Source organism: Nannocystis sp. RBIL2 (assembly GCF_026626745.1).
GTDB lineage: Bacteria > Myxococcota_A > Polyangia > Nannocystales > Nannocystaceae > Nannocystis.
In genome coordinates this window covers 4,757,522-4,773,836 of sequence record NZ_JAPNJW010000001.1, presented here as the reverse complement: position 1 = coordinate 4,773,836, position 16,315 = coordinate 4,757,522, and the positions used below count along the sequence as shown (strand labels likewise).

The window sequence follows — 16,315 nt, the reverse complement described above, 5'->3', positions numbered from 1 at the left end:
GGAGTAATCACCCGGAGAAAGCGAACAAGGAGACACGGCCATGAGAGACATCTTCAGTTTCTTCGAGAAGCAGAAAGAGGCCACCTACTTCAACGCGCTCCGGATCGGCGTCGCCTCGCCGAAGGTCATCCGCGACTGGTCGTACGGGGAGGTCAAGAACCCCGAGACGATCAACTACCGGACCTTCAAGCCCGAGCGCGACGGCCTGTTCTGCGCCAAGATCTTCGGGCCCATCAAGGACTACGAGTGCCTCTGCGGCAAGTACAAGCGCATGAAGCACCGCGGGGTCGTGTGCGAGAAGTGCGGCGTCGAGGTCATCCACTCCAAGGTCCGGCGTGAGCGCGCGGGTCACATCGACCTGGCGACCCCGGTCGCGCACATCTGGTTCCTCAAGAGCCTGCCGTCGCGCATCGGCAACATCCTCGACATCCCGTTGACCAAGCTCGAGAAGGTCCTCTACTGCGAGGCCTACATCGTCATCGACCCGAAGGACTCCGGGCTCGAGGAGCGCGAGCTGCTCAGCGAGGAGCGCTTCGACCAGCTGATGGAGGAGCTCGGCCCCGAAGCGTTCAACGCCGGCATGGGCGCCGAGGCGATCAAGGAGCTGCTGTCGCGCATCGACCCGGTGGTCGAGGCCCGCAACCTGCGGGCGGAGATCGCCGGCGCCACCAGCGAGGCCAAGCGCAAGAAGGCGGCCAAGCGCCTGCGCGTGGTCGAGGCCTTCCGCAACAGCGGCAACAAGCCCGAGTGGATGATGCTCGAGGTCGTGCCGGTGCTGCCGCCCGACCTGCGCCCGCTCGTCCCGCTCGACGGCGGCCGCTTCGCCAGCTCCGACCTCAACGACCTGTACCGCCGGGTGATCAACCGCAACAACCGGCTCAAGCGCCTGCAGGAGCTGGCCGCGCCGGAGATCATCATCCGCAACGAGAAGCGTATGCTGCAGGAGGCCGTCGACGCGCTGTTCGACAACGGCCGCCGCGGCAAGACGATCACAGGCCCCAACAAGCGCCCGCTGAAGTCGCTGTCCGACATGCTGCGCGGCAAGTCGGGCCGGTTCCGCCAGAACCTGCTCGGCAAGCGCGTCGACTACTCGGGCCGTAGCGTCATCGTCGTCGGTCCCGAGCTGCGCCTGCACGAGGTCGGCATCCCCAAGAAGATGGCCCTCGAGCTGTTCAAGCCGTTCATCTACAACCGGCTCGAGGCGCAGGGGCTCGTCACCACCATCAAGAGCGCCAAGCGGATGGTCGAGAAGGAGGCCCCGGAGGTCTGGGACATCCTCGACGAGGTGATCAAGGAGCACCCGCTGCTGCTCAACCGCGCGCCGACGCTCCACCGCCTCGGCATCCAGGCGTTCGAGCCGGTGCTGATCGAGGGCAAGGCGATCCAGCTGCACCCGCTGGTCTGCACCGCCTTCAACGCCGACTTCGACGGCGACCAGATGGCCGTCCACCTCCCGCTGTGCATCGAGTCGCAGATGGAGGCGCGCGTGCTGATGATGTCGACCAACAACATCCTCAGCCCCGCGCACGGCCGGCCGATCATCGTCCCGTCGCAGGACATCGTCCTCGGCCTCTACTACATGACGCGCGAGCGGGCCTTCGCCCACGGCGGCGTCAACGAGAACCCGGCCCAAGACGGCTTCTTCATCGGCCACTTCGGCTCCCCGGCCGAGGTGCGCATGGCCTACGACCACGGGGCCGCGCACCTGCAGGCCCGCGTCCGCGTGCGCATGGAGCCGGGCAAGCCGATGCTCGACAGCACCGTCGGGCGCGTCCTGCTGTACGAGGGCGGCATCCCCAAGAAGATCCCGTTCCCGATGGTCAACCGTTCGCTGGGCAAGAAGGAGCTCAACGAGCTGATCGACACCTGCTACCGCCTGTGCGGGCAGAAGGCCACCGTCCTGATGGCCGACTACCTGCGCAGCACCGGCTACAGCGAGGCGACCAAGGCCGGCATCTCGATCTGCATGGATGACATGGTCATCCCCGAGGCCAAGAAGAAGCTGCTCCAGCAGGCGACCACCGAGGTCAAGCGCATCATGGCGCAGTACGCCGACGGCCTCATCACCTCGGGCGAGCGCTACAACAAGATCATCGACATCTGGGCGAACGTCTCCGAGCAGATCGCCAACGCGATGATGGAGGGCATCTCGACCGCCGTCCTCAGCGACGAGCGGACCGGGAAGCAGGTCAAGCAGCCGTCGTTCAACTCGGTCTACATCATGGCCGACTCGGGCGCCCGCGGTTCGCGGCAGCAGATGCGCCAGCTCGCCGGCATGCGCGGCCTCATGGCTCGTCCCTCGGGCGAGATCATCGAGTTCCCGATCACGACCAACTTCCGCGAGGGCCTCACGGTTCTCCAGTACTTCATCTCGACGCACGGCGCGCGCAAGGGCCTCGCCGACACCGCGCTCAAGACCGCGAACTCCGGGTACCTCACCCGCCGCCTGGTCGACGTCGCCCAGGAGGCCGTGATCACGGAGTTCGACTGCGGCACGATCCAGGGCCTCGACATGACCGCGCTGGTCGAGTCGGGCGAGGTCATCGAGCGCCTGGCGGACCGCGTCCTCGGCCGCGTCGCGCTCGAGCCGCTGTACCGTCCGGGCACCGACGACCTGATCATCGCCGAGGGCGACCTGATCGACGAGACCCGCGCGCGTCAGGTCGACGACGCCGGCATCCAGTCGGTGAGGATCCGCAGCGTGCTCACCTGCGAGGCGCTGCGGGGCATCTGCGCCAAGTGCTACGGGCGCGACCTGGCCCGCGGCAACATGGTCGACGTCGGCGAGGCGGTCGGCATCATCGCCGCCCAGTCGATCGGCGAGCCCGGCACGCAGCTGACGATGCGCACGTTCCACATCGGCGGCGTCGGCAACATCACCGCCGAGCAGTCGCAGCTGGCGGCGCGCTTCGGCGGCACCGTCAAGCTCGAGGACATCGAGCTCACGACCGGCCGCGAGGACAAGGACGGCCCGTACTCGGTGGTCATGAACCGCCACGCGCAGCTCAACCTGCTCGACGAGAAGGGTCGCCCGCGCGAGCGCTACGACCTGGTCTACGGCGCGCGGCTGCGCGTCAAGGACGGCGAGGTGGTCAAGCCCGGCCAACTGATGGCCGAGTGGGACCCGTTCACCCTGCCGATCATCGTCGAGGTCACCGGTACCATCGAGTACGGCGACATCATCGAGGGCGTGACCATGGCGGTGCGGGTCGACGAGAGCACCCAGCACTCGAGCATGGTCGTGCAGGAGAGCCGCGACCCCGACGCGCGCCCGCGCTTCGTCATCAAGAACGACGACGGCGAGGTCATCCGCGTCTACGGCAAGCACGAGGCGCGTTACTTCCTCCCGGTCGGCGCGGCCTTCACCCTCACCGAGGGCACGAAGGTGACCGCCGGCGACGTCATCGCCAAGCTGCCGCGCGAGTCGACCAAGACCAAGGACATCACGGGCGGTCTGCCGCGCGTGGTCGAGCTGTTCGAGGCGCGCACGCCGAAGGACCACGCGATCATCTCGGAGATCGACGGCGTCGTCAGCTTCGGCAAGGACAAGGGCGGCAAGCGGCGCATCATCGTCACCGCCGAGCACGGCGAGCCGAAGGAGTACCTGGTACCCAAGGTCCGCCACCTGCTCGTGCGCGAGGGCGACCGCGTCCGCGCCGGCGAGAAGCTGATGGACGGCCCGGCCAACCCGCACGACATCCTCGCGGTGCTCGGCGAGAAGGCGCTGGCGTCCTACCTGCTCGACGAGATCCAGGAGGTCTATCGACTGCAGGGCGTGAAGATCAACGACAAGCACATCGAGACGATCGTGCGGCAGATGATGCGGCGCGTGCGGATCAAGGATCCGGGCGACACCAACTTCCTGGCCGACGATCACGTCGAGCGGCAGATCTTCCAGCAAGAGAACCAGCGCGTCGCGGCGCTCGGCGGCACGCCGGCGACCGGCCAGGCGCTGCTGCTCGGCATCACCAAGGCCTCGCTGTCGACCGAGAGCTTCATCAGCGCCTCGTCGTTCCAGGAGACCACCAAGGTGCTCACCGAGGCGGCCCTGCAGGGCAAGATCGACTTCCTGCGCGGCCTCAAGGAGAACGTGATCATGGGCCGGCTGATCCCCGCCGGCACCGGCCTCACGGTCTACGATCGCCTGCACATGGTCTCGGACGACCAGGCGCAGCACGACCCGAACGCCGAGCCGATCGCGCGTCGCTCCAACGAGCGCGACCTCATCAACGTGCAGGACTGAAGCGTCTCGACGGGGTCGGCGCAAAACGCGCCGACTCCGTTCGTGGGAGGGGCAGGGAGCAGATCTCCCGATCACACCCCTGCGGCAGCACACGAGCGACGCGTGCCCCGCCCCCACAGCCCGGGCCTGGTTCGCACTCCAGGCCGTTCTTCCTCGCTCTGAGGGGTTCGGACGGCGGTCCGGCCCCCCGCGCCACGCCGGCGGCGATGCTTGATCTGGCTGGCGCCCCCCTATATAAACAGCCCCCCAGCCGCAGGGGGCAAAAGCGAACAGGTCTGACTCTCTCGGGCTCGGACCTTGCGAAACCCACCCACGGCTCTCCGGGCCTGAGCCCGGCCCGAAATCTGGAAAGGCTTCACGGCGCATGCCGACGATCAATCAGCTTGTCCGCAAGGGACGCGAACTGCAGAAGAAGAAGACGACGGCTCCGGCGCTGCGCGGTTGCCCGCAGAAGCGCGGCGTGTGCGTCCGCGTGTACACCTGCACGCCGAAGAAGCCGAACTCCGCGCTCCGCAAGGTCGCTCGCGTCCGCCTCACCAACGGCATGGAAGTGACCACGTACATCCCGGGCGAGGGTCACAACCTGCAGGAGCACTCGATGGTGCTGATCCGCGGCGGTCGCGTGAAGGACCTCCCCGGCGTCCGCTACCACGTCGTGCGCGGCACCCTCGACACCACCGGCGTCAACGGCCGTCGCCAGCGGCGCTCCAAGTACGGCGCCAAGCGGCCCAAGTAGTGACTTAGAAGGACGACCATGTCGCGCAAAGGTATCACCACGCGGAAGCGCCCGCAGAACGACATCCGGTACACCGACCACCCCGTGGACGTGAACCGGAACATCCACAAGTTCATCTGCGGCATCATGCGCGCCGGCAAGAAGTCGATCGCCGAGAAGATCGTCTTCGGCGCCTTCGACATCATCTCCGAGCGCACCAAGGACGACCCGGTCAAGGTGTTCGAGAAGGCGATCTCCAACGTCTTCCCGCGCCTCGAGGTCCGTTCGCGTCGCGTCGGCGGCTCCAACTACCAGGTCCCGATCGAGGTCCGCCCCGAGCGCGGCCAGGCCCTGGCGTACCGCTGGCTGATCGGCTTCGCCCGCTCGCGTCCCGAGAAGACCATGCGTGAGCGTCTCGCCAACGAGATGCTCGACGCGGCCCAGAACCGCGGCGGCGCCGTCAAGAAGCGCGAAGACACGCACAAGATGGCCGAGGCCAACAAGGCCTTCGCCCACTACCGCTGGTAGTCGACTTCACGGTTCGTCCCGCGCGGGCCGTTCGATCTTTCTCTCCTCTCTCTCTCCTTCAGCTCCGGATGTCCGGCCCCTTCGCGGGCCACCCGCCGATGACCCACTGACCCGAGCCGACAAGAGCGCGACAACCCTCGATTCTGCCGGGCGATTGGACCGCTAGGTCCCTTCGCAACAGATCCCGAGCCGGGCCCCTCGCCTGCCATAACCCCTCCCGAGTTTGTGGAGACGGATGGCCGGCGGAGCGGCCCTCGTGTCGTTCCCGAAAAGGCTCCCCTCTCGTGCCATGCAGCCCTCCAACGACATCGCGGCCATCCGAGACATCGGCATCATGGCCCACATCGATGCCGGGAAGACCACGACGACGGAACGCGTGCTCTTCTACACGGGGATCTCGCACAAGATGGGTGAGGTCCACGACGGCAACACCGTCATGGACTTCATGGAGCAGGAGCAGGAGCGTGGCATCACGATCACCTCCGCGGCGACCACCTGCTTCTGGCGCGGTCACCGGATCAACCTGATCGACACCCCCGGACACGTCGACTTCACCATCGAGGTCGAGCGCTCGCTCCGCGTGCTCGACGGCGCCGTGGCCGTGTTCGACGCCGTCGCCGGCGTGCAGCCGCAGACCGAGACGGTGTGGCGGCAGGCCGAGCGCTACCACGTCCCGCGGATCGCCTTCGTCAACAAGATGGACCGCGTCGGCGCCACGCTCGACCGCACCGTCGAGATGATGAAGTCCGTCCTGCACGCCCACCCCATGGTCGTGCAGATCCCCAACGGCCTCGAGTCGGCCTTCACTGGCGTCGTCGACCTCCTCACCATGGAGGAGATCGTCTGGACCGACGACGGCGGCACCCAGCTCACCCGCAAGCCGGTGACCGAGGAGCACGAGCTGCACACCGAGGCGGTCCTGGCCCGTGAGGCGCTGGTCGAGTCGGTGGCCGAGGTCGACGACGAGACGATGAACGTGTTCCTCGAGACAGGTGCCGCGGGCGTCCCGCTCGACCTGCTCAAGGCCGGCCTGCGCCGGGCGACCATCGCCAACAAGGGCGTCGCCGTGCTGTGCGGCACTGCGCTCAAGAACAAGGGCATCCAGCCGCTGCTCGACGCCGTCATCGACTTCCTGCCGTCGCCGCTCGACATGCCGCCGGTGATCGCCCGCCGCAAGGCCGACGACGGCGAGGTCCAGCGGAACGCGGCCGCCAGCGAGCCGCTGCTCGCGCTGGCGTTCAAGGTCGTCCACGACCCGCACCGCGGCCCGCTGGTGTTCCTGCGCGTCTACTCGGGCGTCCTCAAGGTCAAGGACGCGATCCAGAACGTCACGCGCGACCGCAAGGAGCGGGTCAACAAGCTCCTGCAGGTCCACGCCAACAAGATGCAGGAGATCGACGAGGTATCGGCCGGCAACATCGCCGCCGCCGTCGGGCTCCGCTTCACGACCACCGGCGACACGGTGGTCCTGGCGACCGACCGCGAGCAGGTGATCTTGCCAGGCTTGGAGATCCCCGAGCCCGTGATTTTCCGCGCGATCGAGGCCAAGTCGACCGCCGACCAGGCGGCGCTGACCGAGGCACTCGAGCGGATGCAGCGCGAGGACCCCAGCTTCACCGTGCGGGTCGACCCCGATTCGGGCCAGACCCTGATGGGCGGGCAGGGCGAGCTGCACCTGGAGATCATCGTCGACCGCATCGCCCGCGAGGCGCGCGTCCCGAGCAACGTCGGCAAGCCGCAGGTCGCCTACCGCGAGACGGTCGGCCAGCTGTTGATCCATCCCATCGAGTACGACCGGGAGATCGGCGGCAAGCGGCAGTACGCCCGGATCGTCCTCGAGGTGGTCCCGCGCGAGCGCGGCGCCGGCAATTCCTTCGTCAACCTCATCCCCGAGCCGGTCCGCGAGCGCGGCCAGAAGCTCGAGCCGGCCAAGCTGCTGCCCGACATGATCGCGGCGGTCCGCGAGGGCGCCACCGATGCCCTGACCCGCGGCCCGCTGCTCGGCTACCCGCTGGTCGACGTTGAGGTTCGGCTGAAGGACGGGGCCTACGTCGAGGGCGACTCGACCGCCGTGAGCTTTCGGGCGGCTGCCACCATGGGCCTCATGGAGGCCTTCGAGAAGGCCAGCCCCCGCCTGCTCGAGCCGATGATGAAGGTCGAAGTCGAGGTCCCCGAGGACTTCACCGGCCACGTGGTCAACGACCTGGGCGGCCGCCGCGGCCGTGTGCAGGGCATGGAGCCCCTCCGCGGGCTTCAGGTCATCGACGCGGAAGTTCCCCTCGCCGAGATGGTCGGGTATGCTACGGCGCTTCGTTCGGCCACTCAGGGCCGGGCGAGCTACACGATGCACTTCAGCCACTACGCCGAGGTCCCGAGCGACCGGCAGGCGGAGATCGTCACCCGCGCCCGCGGATATTAGCGGTTTCTCTCACTCAGGCGACGCGATCGGGCTTTTCCAATCCTTGACTAGCTGGTAGATCCCGCCCCTCAGACTCCAACACCCCTCACTGAGCGAAGCACAGCCATGGCGAAGGAAACATTCGTACGGAACAAGCCCCACGTGAACATCGGCACGATCGGCCATGTCGACCACGGGAAGACGACGCTGACGGCGGCGATCACGAAGGTGCTGAGCCTGAAGGGACAGGCGGAGTTCAAGGGCTACGACATGATCGACAAGGCGCCCGAGGAGCGGGCGCGTGGCATCACGATCTCGACGGCGCACGTGGAGTACGAGTCGAACGCGCGGCACTACGCGCACGTGGACTGCCCCGGTCACGCGGACTACATCAAGAACATGATCACGGGCGCGGCGCAGATGGACGGGGCGATCCTCGTCGTGTCGGCGCCGGACGGTCCGATGCCGCAGACGCGTGAGCACATCCTGCTCGGCCGTCAGGTGGGCATCCCGGCGATCGTGGTGTTCCTGAACAAGTGCGACATGATCGGCGCCGGCGACGAGGAGATGCTGGAGCTGGTCGAGGTCGAGCTGCGCGAGCTGCTGTCGAAGTACCAGTTCGACGGCGACAACGTCCCGATCACCCGCGGGAGCGCGCTGAAGGCCCTGAACGCGCCGTCGTGGGATCACGCGGACGCGAAGTGCATCTGGGAGCTGATGGACGCGTGCGACTCGTTCATCCCGCAGCCGGTGCGCGAGCTGGACAAGCCGTTCCTGATGCCGGTCGAGGACGTGTTCACGATCTCGGGCCGCGGCACCGTGACCACCGGTCGCGTCGAGCGCGGTATCATCAAGGTCGGCGACGAGGTTCAGATCGTCGGTCTGCGCGACACGCAGAAGACGACGGTCACCGGCGTCGAGATGTTCCGCAAGCTGCTCGACCAGGGTCAGGCGGGCGACAACGTCGGCCTGCTGATCCGCGGCATCGACCGCGAGGGCGTGGAGCGTGGCCAGGTGCTTTGCAAGCCGGGCACGATCACCCCGCACAAGAAGTTCAACGCGACGGTGTACGTGCTGAAGAAGGAAGAGGGCGGCCGTCACACGCCGTTCTTCAAGGGCTACCGGCCGCAGTTCTACTTCCGCACGACGGACGTGACGGGCTCGGTGACGCTGCCCGAGGGCGTCGAGATGGTGATGCCCGGTGACAACATCGAGATCACCGTCGAGCTGCACAGCACGATCGCCTGCGAAGAGGGGCTGAAGTTCGCCATCCGCGAGGGTGGCAAGACCGTCGGCGCCGGCGTCGTCACCAAGATCCTCGAGTAGAGCTCGCTCGAGTACGCCGGCAAAGACCAAGGGATATCGCCGTGGACACGCTCAAGATTCGCATCCGGCTCAAAGCCTTCGACCACAAGCTGCTCGACCAGTCGGCCAGCGAGATCGCCGAGACCGCTCGCCGCACTGGCGCGACGGTCGCGGGCCCGATCCCGCTGCCCACCAAGATCAACAAGTACACGGTCCTGCGCAGCCCCTTCATCGACAAGAAGTCGCGCGAGCAGTTCGAGATCCGCACCCACAAGCGGCTGCTCGACATCCTTGAACCGAACAAGCAGACCCTCGACGCGCTGATGAAGCTCGACCTCTCGGCGGGCGTGGACGTCGAGATCAAGACCTGAGGCACCATGGCCAAGCTCATCGTCAAAGACCTCACGGGCGCTCAGGTCGGCGAGATCGACGTCGCCGACGCGGTGTTCGCCGTCCCCGTGCGTGAGCACCTCCTGTGGGAGGTCGTGCGCTACCAGCGGGCGGCTCGCCGCGCCGGTACGCACTCGACCCAGACCCGCGCCGAGGTCTCCATCACCGGCAAGAAGCTGCACAAGCAGAAGGGCACCGGCGGCGCCCGTCACGGCTCGCGCCGCGCCAACATCTTCCGCGGTGGCGGTCAGGTGTTCGGGCCCAAGCCGCGCAACTACGCCTTCCACGTCAACAAGAAGGTCATGGCGAGCGCGCTGCGCACCGCTCTGACCGTGCGGGCCTCGAAGGGCGACCTGATCGTCATCCGCGACCTGCAGCTCGAGGCCGTCAAGACCAAGACCATCGCCCAGGCGCTGACCACTCTCGGCGCGCCGAAGGCCCTGCTGGTCGACGTTGGCGACAACAAGAACCTGCGTCTCAGCACGCGCAACCTGGCAGCGGCGAGCTTCCTCGACGTCCGCGGCCTCAACGTCTACGACATCCTGCGCTTCCCCAAGCTGCTGATCTCGGAGACCTCGCTGCGCGCGGTCGAGGCCCGTCTGTCGGGCACCAAGTCCGACGCCCCGAAGGAGGTCGCATGACCCCGCAGCAGATCATCGTCCGCCCGGTCGTCACCGAGAAGTCGACCGAGGTGCAGGGCCGCCACAACCACTACGTGTTCGAGGTCGCCAAGGCCGCGAACAAGATCGAGATCCGTAAGGCCGTCGAGCTGGTGTTCGGCGTCCGCGTCCGGGACGTGCGCACCATGGTCGTGCGCGGCGACCTCCGCCGAGTCGGCAAGTTCACCGGCAAGCAGCGGTCGTGGAAGAAGGCGATCGTCACCGTTCACCCCGGTGACTCGATCGACCTCTACGGAGATCAAGCCGACAAGGGCTGAAGGAGCGCACCATGGGCATTAAAGTCTACAGGCCGACCTCCCCGGGCCGACGCGGCATGAGCGTCAACACCCGCGACCAGGTGACGGCGAGCGAGCCGCACCGGCCGCTGGTCGAGAAGATCGACCGCCACACCGGGCGCAACAACCACGGCCGCCAGACCTCGCGCTTCCGCGGCGGCGGTCACAAGCAGCTCTACCGCGTCATCGACTTCAAGCGCGACAAGTTCGGCGTGCCGGGCAAGGTCGCGACGGTCGAGTACGACCCGAACCGCACCACCTTCATCGCGCTCATCAACTACGCCGACGGCGAGAAGCGCTACATCCTCGCCCCCGAGGGTCTGAAGGTCGGCGACTCGGTGATCAGCGACCAGGCTGCCGACATCAAGCCGGGCAACAGCCTCCCGCTGCGCAACATCCCTGTCGGCACCATCATCCACAACCTCGAGATCAAGATCGGCAAGGGCGGCCAGCTGGTCCGCACCGCCGGCTCGGGCGCCCAGCTGATGGCGCGCGAGGGCGACTGGACGCAGGTCCGTCTGCCCTCCGGCGAGGTTCGTCGCGTCCACATCGACTGCCGCGCCACCGTCGGCACGCTGAGCAACGGCGACCACAGCCGCGTCAGCCTCGGCAAGGCCGGCCGCACCCGCTGGCTCGGCATTCGCCCGCACAACCGCGGCGTCACCATGAACCCGGTCGACCACCCGATGGGCGGCGGCGAGGGTCGCACCTCCGGCGGTCGGCACCCGTGCTCGCCGTGGGGCATCCTGTCGAAGGGCTACCGCACGCGGCACAACAAGCGCACCGACGTCTTCATCGTCTCCCGTAGGAAGAAGTAACGCATGGCACGCTCCATTAAGAAGGGCCCGTTCGCGGACTCCCACCTGGTCGAGAAGATCGAAGTCGCCCTCAGGGAGGGCAGCCGGCGTGTGGTCAAGACCTGGTCGCGCCGTTCCACGATCATGCCGCAGTTCGTCGGCGCGAACGTGATGGTCCACAACGGTCACAAGTGGATCCCCATCTTCATCACCGAGAACATGGTCGGGCACAAGCTCGGCGAGTTCGCCCCGACCCGTACCTTCCGTGGTCACTCCGGCGACCGCAAGGCCACGAAGAAGTAATCACCGAGGTACCCATGGCCATCGCACGTCTCAGCCACGCGCGCATCACCCCGCGAAAGGCCCGGATCATCGCCAACCTGATCCGCGGCAAGCAGGTCGCCCGCGCCATCGACGACCTTCGCTTCTTGCACAAGTCGGGCGCCAAGCAGTTCTTCAAGCTGCTCGTGTCCGCGGTCGCCAACGCCGAAGACACCGGCGACGTCAACGTCGACAACCTCGTCGTCACCAAGGTGACCGTCGATCAGGGCCCGACGCTCAAGCGCTGGCGCCCGCGGGCGATGGGCCGCGCCAATCGGATCCTCAAGAAGACCAGCCACATCCACCTCGAGGTGGCGGAGGTTCGCAGCTAATGGGACAGAAAACACATCCGATCGGCTTCCGCATCGGCATCGTCCGTACCTGGGGCTCGAAGTGGTTCGAGCACACGCGCTACCGCCAGTGGCTGCATGAGGACCTCAAGATCCGGCGCTTCCTCAAGAAGGAGCTCTACGCCGCCAGCATCGCCGACATCACGATCGAGCGGGCCGCCAACAAGCTGAAGATCAACATCTTCTCGGCGCGTCCCGGCATCATCATCGGCAAGCGCGGCGCCGGCGTCGAGGGCCTGAAGAAGAAGGTCTCGCGCCTGACCGAGTCCGAGGTGTTCCTGAACATCCAGGAGGTCCGCAAGGCCGAGACCAACGCGCAGCTGGTGGCCGAGAACATCGCCCAGCAGCTCGAGCGCCGCATCGCGTTCCGCCGCGCGCTCAAGCGGGCCATGCAGACCGCCATGAAGTTCGGCGCCAAGGGCATCCGCGTCGCCGCTTCGGGCCGCCTGGCCGGCGCCGAGATGTCGCGCCGCGAGACCTACCGCGCCGGCGGCGTGCCGCTGCACACCCTGCGCGCCGACATCGACTACGGCTTCGCCGAGGCCCACACGACCGCCGGTGCGATCGGCGTCAAGTGCTGGATCTTCAAGGGCGAGGTGTACGGCCAGCGCGCCACGCAACAGAACGACCCGCGCTTCCCGCGGCCCCAGAAGTAAGCGAGGCATCCCAACATGCTCTCCCCATCCAGAGTCAAGTACCGCAAGGTCCAAAAGGGCCACATGGCCGGCCAGGCCAAGGGCGGGTCGGAGGTCTCCTTCGGCGACTTCGGCCTGCAGACCGTCGAGTGCGGGTGGCTGACCGCGCGCCAGATCGAGGCCGCTCGTATCGCGATCAACCGCCACGTCAAGCGCGGCGGCAAGCTCTACATCCGGGTCTTCCCGGACAAGCCCGTCTCGCGCAAGCCGGCCGAGACCCGAATGGGTAAGGGCAAGGGCGCCCCGGACTTCTGGGTCGCTGTCGTCCGCCCCGGCCGCGTCCTCTACGAGATCGAGGGTGTCACCGAGGAGCTCGCCCGCGAGGCGTTCCTCCGCGCCCATCACAAGCTGCCGATCAAGACCCGCTTCATCCGAAGGGACACTGCCCTGTGAAAGCGCTCGAACTCCGCGAGAAGACCAACGAAGAGCTCACCGAGCTCGAGGGCCAGCTCCGCGACAAGCTCGTCCGCCTGAGCGTCGCCAAGGCGACCCAGCGGGCCACCAACTTCGCCCAGTTCGGCGCGCTGCGCCGCGACATCGCCCGCATCAAGACCGTCCTCCACGAGCGCGCTCGCGGCATCGCGGGAGAGGCATGAGCCATGACTGAGCAAGACACCACCACCGAGACCGAGACGCGCCAGCGCCGGGTCCTCACGGGCACCGTCGTGTCGGACAAGATGGACAAGACCATCGTCGTCCAGGTGCAGCGGCGCTTCAAGCACCCCCGCTACCGCAAGTACGTCAGCGAGCGGCTGCGCTACAAGGCGCATGACGAGACCAACCAGGCCAAGGTCGGCGATGTCGTTCGCATCGTCAGCTGCCGGCCCCTGTCCCGCGAGAAGCGCTGGGCGCTCCAGGCGATCGTGGAGAAAGCGACGCTCGTATGATTCAGGTCCAGTCCGTCCTCGACGTGGCCGACAACTCGGGCGCGCGCAAGCTGTTCTGCATCAAGGTGCTGGGCGGCTCGAAGCGCCGCTACGCGACCATCGGCGACATCATCGTCGTCTCGGTCCGCGACGCGCTGCCGAACAGCAAGGTGAAGAAGGGCTCGGTCATGAAGGCCGTCATCGTCCGCACGCGCAAGGGCGTGCGTCGCGTCGACGGCAGCGTGATCCGCTTCGACACCAACAGCGCCGTGCTCATCGACGCCCAGAAGCAGCCGATCGGCACTCGCATCTTCGGGCCCGTGGCGCGCGAGCTGCGGCAGAAGAACTACCTCAAGATCATCTCGCTGGCGCCGGAGGTGCTGTGATGCAGCGGATTCGTTCGGGCGACGAGGTCGTCGTCATCGCCGGAAAGCACAAGGGTCGTCGCGGCAAGGTGCTGCGAGTGGTGCCCGAGACCGACCGAGTGGTCGTGCAGGGTGTCAACGTCGTCACCAAGCACGTCAAGCCCGGCAAAGAGAACCCCCAGGGTGGCATCGTGAAGCGCGAGGCCCCCGTCCACCTCTCCAACGTGATGCTCGCGGATCCGCAGTCGGGCGACCCGACTCGGGTGCGCTTCCAGGTCCTCGACGACGGCCGCAAGGTCCGCGTCGCGGTCAAGTCGGGCGAGCAGATCGACAAGTAACCGGAATTCGTCGTCATGGCCAAGGCAGCACGCGCCGGCGGGGCACCCCCCGCCAAGAAGAAGGAAGCCGCCGGCTTCGGGTTCAAGTTTCAGCGGATCCAAGAGGAGCCGCTCAAGCGCGAGGAGGGGTACGTACCCCGACTCGTTCAAAAGTACAGCGAGGTCGCCAAGCCCGCGCTCGTCAGCGAGTTCGGCTACAAGAACGTCCTCAATGTGCCGCGGGTCGAGAAGATCGTGCTCAACATCGGTCTCGGCGAGGCGATTCGCCAGCCGAAGCTGCTTGAGCAGGCGTTCGAGGTGCTCGGCCACATCACCGGTCAGCGACCGGTGGTGACCCGCGCCAAGAAGTCGATCGCGACCTTCAAGCTCCGCGAGGGGATGAAGATCGGTTGCATGGTGACGCTGCGGGGCAACGTCATGTGGGAGTTCCTCGACCGTCTGTTGACGATCGCGCTCCCGCGTACGCGTGACTTCCGTGGGGTCAGCCGCAAGGCGTTTGACGGCCGCGGCAACTTCACGCTCGGCGTGAAGGAAGTCCTCATCTTCCCCGAAGTCGACATCGACAAGCTCGACAAGGTGCCGGGCATGAACATCTGCATTCACACCTCGGCGGGCACCGACGACGAGGGTCGCTCCCTGCTTGAGAAGCTGGGGATGCCGTTCCGGCGCGCCTAAGGAGGAGTCGCAACCATGTCCATGACTGATCCCATCGCCGACATGCTGGCGCGCATCCGCAACGCCCAGCACGCCCAGCACCCGAACTGCACGATGCCCGGCTCGAAGCAGAAGCTCCGCATCTGCCAGATCCTCAAGGAGGAGGGGTACATCCTCGACTTCTCGTGGGAGGACGACGACAAGCAGGGTCTGCTGTCGGTCAAGCTCAAGTACCAGGGCGAAGAGGCCGCCATCGAGGGCATGCGCCGCATCAGCCGGCCCGGCCAGCGCGCCTACTCGCGCGGCAAGGACATTCCGAAGGTCCACAACGGCCTCGGGATCCTGATCGTCTCGACCTCGCGTGGCCTGATGACCGACCGCGCCGCCCGGCGTCAGGGCATCGGCGGCGAGCTCATCTGCAGCGTGTGGTGATCCGACCCGTCGCCGCGAAGGAACAAGACCATGAGTCGTATCGGCAAAACCCCAGTGAAGATCCCGAAAGGGGTGACCGTGACCGCCAAGGGGCAGACGCTCTCGGTCAAGGGTCCCCAGGGCGACCTCAACTTCGAGGTCCCGGCCGCGATCCAGTTCAAGGTCGAGGGTGACAACATCACCTTCACCCGCACCGGCGAGACCGGTGACGTGCGCGCGCTGCACGGCACCGCGCGGGCGATGACGGCCAACATGCTGACCGGCGTCTCGGTCGGCTTCACGCGCACGCTCGACATCGTCGGCGTCGGTTATCGCGCCGCGGTCAAGGGCGACGTGGTCGACCTGACCCTCGGCTTCTCGCACCCGGTCAGCTACAAGCTGCCCGCGGGGGTCAAGGCCGAGGTCGACAAGGACGGCAAGCTGCACGTCAAGTCGGCCAGCAAGGCCCTGCTCGGCCAGGTCGCCTCGGACCTGCGCAGCTTCCGGCCGCCGGAGCCCTACAAGGGCAAGGGCGTGCGTTACCTGAACGAGAAAATCACCCTGAAGGAAGGGAAGGCTCGCGGTAAAGGCAAGTAGCCGCGCGCTGGGAGTTCGACCATGCCCTCGCCCAAAGAACAGATCCGGCTGCGCCGCAAAGCCAGCATTCGCAAGCGGGTCCACGGCACCACGGAGCGCCCGCGCCTCTCGGTGTTCCGCAGCGCCAAGCACATCTACGCGCAGGTCATCGACGACAGCACGTCGGCGACCCTCGTGGCTTCTTCCTCGCTCGTCAAGGACGTGGCCGCCGAGAGCGAGAAGACCAAGCGCGAGCTGGCCGAGCTCGTCGGCACCGCCATCGCCAAGGCCTGCCTGGCCAAAGGCATCACCAAGGTCGTGTTCGACCGCAACGGCTACATCTACCACGGCCGGGTCAAGGCCCTGGCTGACGGCGCGCGGGCCGGTGGGCTCGACTTCTAGGAACCA

21 protein-coding genes are annotated in these 16,315 nt (G+C 67.0%); all 21 read left to right on the top strand.

The annotated features are described in order from the left end of the window. Positions 1 to 40 precede the first annotated feature (40 nt). The 21 genes from rpoC to rplR all read left to right on the top strand — a co-directional run bounded on the left by rpoC (position 41) and on the right by rplR (position 16,309). Positions 41 to 4,243, top strand: a complete 4,203-nt coding sequence (gene rpoC, locus OV090_RS18830) for a DNA-directed RNA polymerase subunit beta' (protein ID WP_267705173.1) — start codon at positions 41 to 43, stop codon at positions 4,241 to 4,243. Between the two features lie 364 nt (positions 4,244 to 4,607). Then, positions 4,608 to 4,979 carry a 30S ribosomal protein S12 gene (gene rpsL / locus OV090_RS18825; RefSeq protein WP_096328192.1) on the top strand — a complete coding sequence of 124 codons (372 nt, stop codon included), beginning with the start codon at positions 4,608 to 4,610 and terminating at the stop codon, positions 4,977 to 4,979. 18 nt (positions 4,980 to 4,997) lie between these two features. Beyond that, positions 4,998 to 5,486 carry a 30S ribosomal protein S7 gene (gene rpsG, locus OV090_RS18820; protein ID WP_267682461.1) on the top strand — a complete coding sequence of 163 codons (489 nt, stop codon included), beginning with the start codon at positions 4,998 to 5,000 and terminating at the stop codon, positions 5,484 to 5,486. A 289-nt stretch (positions 5,487 to 5,775) separates the two neighbouring features. After that, positions 5,776 to 7,905: an elongation factor G gene (fusA, locus tag OV090_RS18815; protein WP_267705171.1), complete on the top strand. Its 2,130-nt coding sequence runs from the start codon at positions 5,776 to 5,778 to the stop codon at positions 7,903 to 7,905. Between the two features lie 105 nt (positions 7,906 to 8,010). After that, positions 8,011 to 9,210: an elongation factor Tu gene (tuf, locus tag OV090_RS18810; protein WP_267705169.1), complete on the top strand. Its 1,200-nt coding sequence runs from the start codon at positions 8,011 to 8,013 to the stop codon at positions 9,208 to 9,210. Positions 9,211 to 9,251: 41 nt separating this feature from the next. Continuing rightward, positions 9,252 to 9,560: a 30S ribosomal protein S10 gene (gene rpsJ / locus OV090_RS18805; protein ID WP_096328188.1), complete on the top strand. Its 309-nt coding sequence runs from the start codon at positions 9,252 to 9,254 to the stop codon at positions 9,558 to 9,560. A gap of 6 nt (positions 9,561 to 9,566) precedes the next feature. Next, on the top strand, positions 9,567 to 10,220 hold the full coding sequence (gene rplD / locus OV090_RS18800; protein ID WP_267705168.1) for a 50S ribosomal protein L4: 654 nt from the start codon (positions 9,567 to 9,569) through the stop codon (positions 10,218 to 10,220). Continuing rightward, complete coding sequence (gene rplW / locus OV090_RS18795) at positions 10,217 to 10,516, top strand: 50S ribosomal protein L23 (RefSeq protein ID WP_267705167.1); 300 nt, start codon at positions 10,217 to 10,219, stop codon at positions 10,514 to 10,516. The genes rplD and rplW overlap by 4 nt, the downstream gene beginning before the upstream one ends. A gap of 11 nt (positions 10,517 to 10,527) precedes the next feature. Next, positions 10,528 to 11,352 carry a 50S ribosomal protein L2 gene (gene rplB / locus OV090_RS18790; RefSeq protein ID WP_267705166.1) on the top strand — a complete coding sequence of 275 codons (825 nt, stop codon included), beginning with the start codon at positions 10,528 to 10,530 and terminating at the stop codon, positions 11,350 to 11,352. 3 nt (positions 11,353 to 11,355) lie between these two features. Further along, positions 11,356 to 11,634: a 30S ribosomal protein S19 gene (gene rpsS, locus OV090_RS18785; RefSeq protein WP_267705164.1), complete on the top strand. Its 279-nt coding sequence runs from the start codon at positions 11,356 to 11,358 to the stop codon at positions 11,632 to 11,634. A gap of 14 nt (positions 11,635 to 11,648) precedes the next feature. Beyond that, complete coding sequence (rplV, locus tag OV090_RS18780) at positions 11,649 to 11,984, top strand: 50S ribosomal protein L22 (protein ID WP_096328183.1); 336 nt, start codon at positions 11,649 to 11,651, stop codon at positions 11,982 to 11,984. Beyond that, a complete protein-coding gene (gene rpsC, locus OV090_RS18775) occupies positions 11,984 to 12,658 on the top strand; it encodes a 30S ribosomal protein S3 (protein ID WP_267705161.1) in 675 nt (224 codons plus the stop codon). Before rplV ends, rpsC begins: the two co-directional genes overlap by 1 nt. A 15-nt stretch (positions 12,659 to 12,673) precedes the next feature. Beyond that, positions 12,674 to 13,090, top strand: coding sequence for a 50S ribosomal protein L16 (rplP, locus tag OV090_RS18770; protein ID WP_267705160.1), 417 nt, complete (start codon positions 12,674 to 12,676; stop codon positions 13,088 to 13,090). After that, positions 13,087 to 13,293, top strand: coding sequence for a 50S ribosomal protein L29 (rpmC, locus tag OV090_RS18765; protein ID WP_267705159.1), 207 nt, complete (start codon positions 13,087 to 13,089; stop codon positions 13,291 to 13,293). The genes rplP and rpmC overlap by 4 nt, the downstream gene beginning before the upstream one ends. A gap of 3 nt (positions 13,294 to 13,296) precedes the next feature. Beyond that, on the top strand, positions 13,297 to 13,584 hold the full coding sequence (gene rpsQ, locus OV090_RS18760) for a 30S ribosomal protein S17 (RefSeq protein ID WP_096328179.1): 288 nt from the start codon (positions 13,297 to 13,299) through the stop codon (positions 13,582 to 13,584). Then, the gene (gene rplN / locus OV090_RS18755) at positions 13,581 to 13,949 is read left to right on the top strand and encodes a 50S ribosomal protein L14 (RefSeq protein ID WP_224192998.1); all 369 of its coding nucleotides are present in this window, start codon (positions 13,581 to 13,583) and stop codon (positions 13,947 to 13,949) included. The genes rpsQ and rplN overlap by 4 nt, the downstream gene beginning before the upstream one ends. Continuing rightward, positions 13,949 to 14,266, top strand: coding sequence for a 50S ribosomal protein L24 (rplX, locus tag OV090_RS18750; RefSeq protein WP_267705158.1), 318 nt, complete (start codon positions 13,949 to 13,951; stop codon positions 14,264 to 14,266). Before rplN ends, rplX begins: the two co-directional genes overlap by 1 nt. Positions 14,267 to 14,281: 15 nt before the next feature. Further along, on the top strand, positions 14,282 to 14,941 hold the full coding sequence (gene rplE / locus OV090_RS18745; RefSeq protein WP_267705157.1) for a 50S ribosomal protein L5: 660 nt from the start codon (positions 14,282 to 14,284) through the stop codon (positions 14,939 to 14,941). 21 nt (positions 14,942 to 14,962) lie between these two features. Continuing rightward, positions 14,963 to 15,352, top strand: a complete 390-nt coding sequence (gene rpsH / locus OV090_RS18740; RefSeq protein WP_346660367.1) for a 30S ribosomal protein S8 — start codon at positions 14,963 to 14,965, stop codon at positions 15,350 to 15,352. A 30-nt stretch (positions 15,353 to 15,382) separates the two neighbouring features. Continuing rightward, complete coding sequence (gene rplF, locus OV090_RS18735) at positions 15,383 to 15,928, top strand: 50S ribosomal protein L6 (protein ID WP_267705155.1); 546 nt, start codon at positions 15,383 to 15,385, stop codon at positions 15,926 to 15,928. A 21-nt stretch (positions 15,929 to 15,949) separates the two neighbouring features. Then, on the top strand, positions 15,950 to 16,309 hold the full coding sequence (gene rplR, locus OV090_RS18730) for a 50S ribosomal protein L18 (RefSeq protein WP_267705154.1): 360 nt from the start codon (positions 15,950 to 15,952) through the stop codon (positions 16,307 to 16,309). Positions 16,310 to 16,315 lie beyond the last annotated feature (6 nt).

Bases quoted from the DNA above. Each gene is read 5' to 3' on its own strand.
- rpoC (WP_267705173.1), top strand. From the start codon at position 41: ATGAGAGACATCTTCAGTTTCTTCGAGAAGCAGAAAGAGGCCACCTAC.
- rpsL (WP_096328192.1), top strand. From the start codon at position 4,608: ATGCCGACGATCAATCAGCTTGTCCGCAAGGGACGCGAACTGCAGAAG.
- rpsG (WP_267682461.1), top strand. From the start codon at position 4,998: ATGTCGCGCAAAGGTATCACCACGCGGAAGCGCCCGCAGAACGACATC.
- fusA (WP_267705171.1), top strand. From the start codon at position 5,776: ATGCAGCCCTCCAACGACATCGCGGCCATCCGAGACATCGGCATCATG.
- tuf (WP_267705169.1), top strand. From the start codon at position 8,011: ATGGCGAAGGAAACATTCGTACGGAACAAGCCCCACGTGAACATCGGC.
- rplD (WP_267705168.1), top strand. From the start codon at position 9,567: ATGGCCAAGCTCATCGTCAAAGACCTCACGGGCGCTCAGGTCGGCGAG.
- rplW (WP_267705167.1), top strand. From the start codon at position 10,217: ATGACCCCGCAGCAGATCATCGTCCGCCCGGTCGTCACCGAGAAGTCG.
- rplB (WP_267705166.1), top strand. From the start codon at position 10,528: ATGGGCATTAAAGTCTACAGGCCGACCTCCCCGGGCCGACGCGGCATG.
- rpsS (WP_267705164.1), top strand. From the start codon at position 11,356: ATGGCACGCTCCATTAAGAAGGGCCCGTTCGCGGACTCCCACCTGGTC.
- rplV (WP_096328183.1), top strand. From the start codon at position 11,649: ATGGCCATCGCACGTCTCAGCCACGCGCGCATCACCCCGCGAAAGGCC.
- rpsC (WP_267705161.1), top strand. From the start codon at position 11,984: ATGGGACAGAAAACACATCCGATCGGCTTCCGCATCGGCATCGTCCGT.
- rplP (WP_267705160.1), top strand. From the start codon at position 12,674: ATGCTCTCCCCATCCAGAGTCAAGTACCGCAAGGTCCAAAAGGGCCAC.
- rpsQ (WP_096328179.1), top strand. From the start codon at position 13,297: ATGACTGAGCAAGACACCACCACCGAGACCGAGACGCGCCAGCGCCGG.
- rplN (WP_224192998.1), top strand. From the start codon at position 13,581: ATGATTCAGGTCCAGTCCGTCCTCGACGTGGCCGACAACTCGGGCGCG.
- rplX (WP_267705158.1), top strand. From the start codon at position 13,949: ATGCAGCGGATTCGTTCGGGCGACGAGGTCGTCGTCATCGCCGGAAAG.
- rplE (WP_267705157.1), top strand. From the start codon at position 14,282: ATGGCCAAGGCAGCACGCGCCGGCGGGGCACCCCCCGCCAAGAAGAAG.
- rpsH (WP_346660367.1), top strand. From the start codon at position 14,963: ATGACTGATCCCATCGCCGACATGCTGGCGCGCATCCGCAACGCCCAG.
- rplF (WP_267705155.1), top strand. From the start codon at position 15,383: ATGAGTCGTATCGGCAAAACCCCAGTGAAGATCCCGAAAGGGGTGACC.
- rplR (WP_267705154.1), top strand. From the start codon at position 15,950: ATGCCCTCGCCCAAAGAACAGATCCGGCTGCGCCGCAAAGCCAGCATT.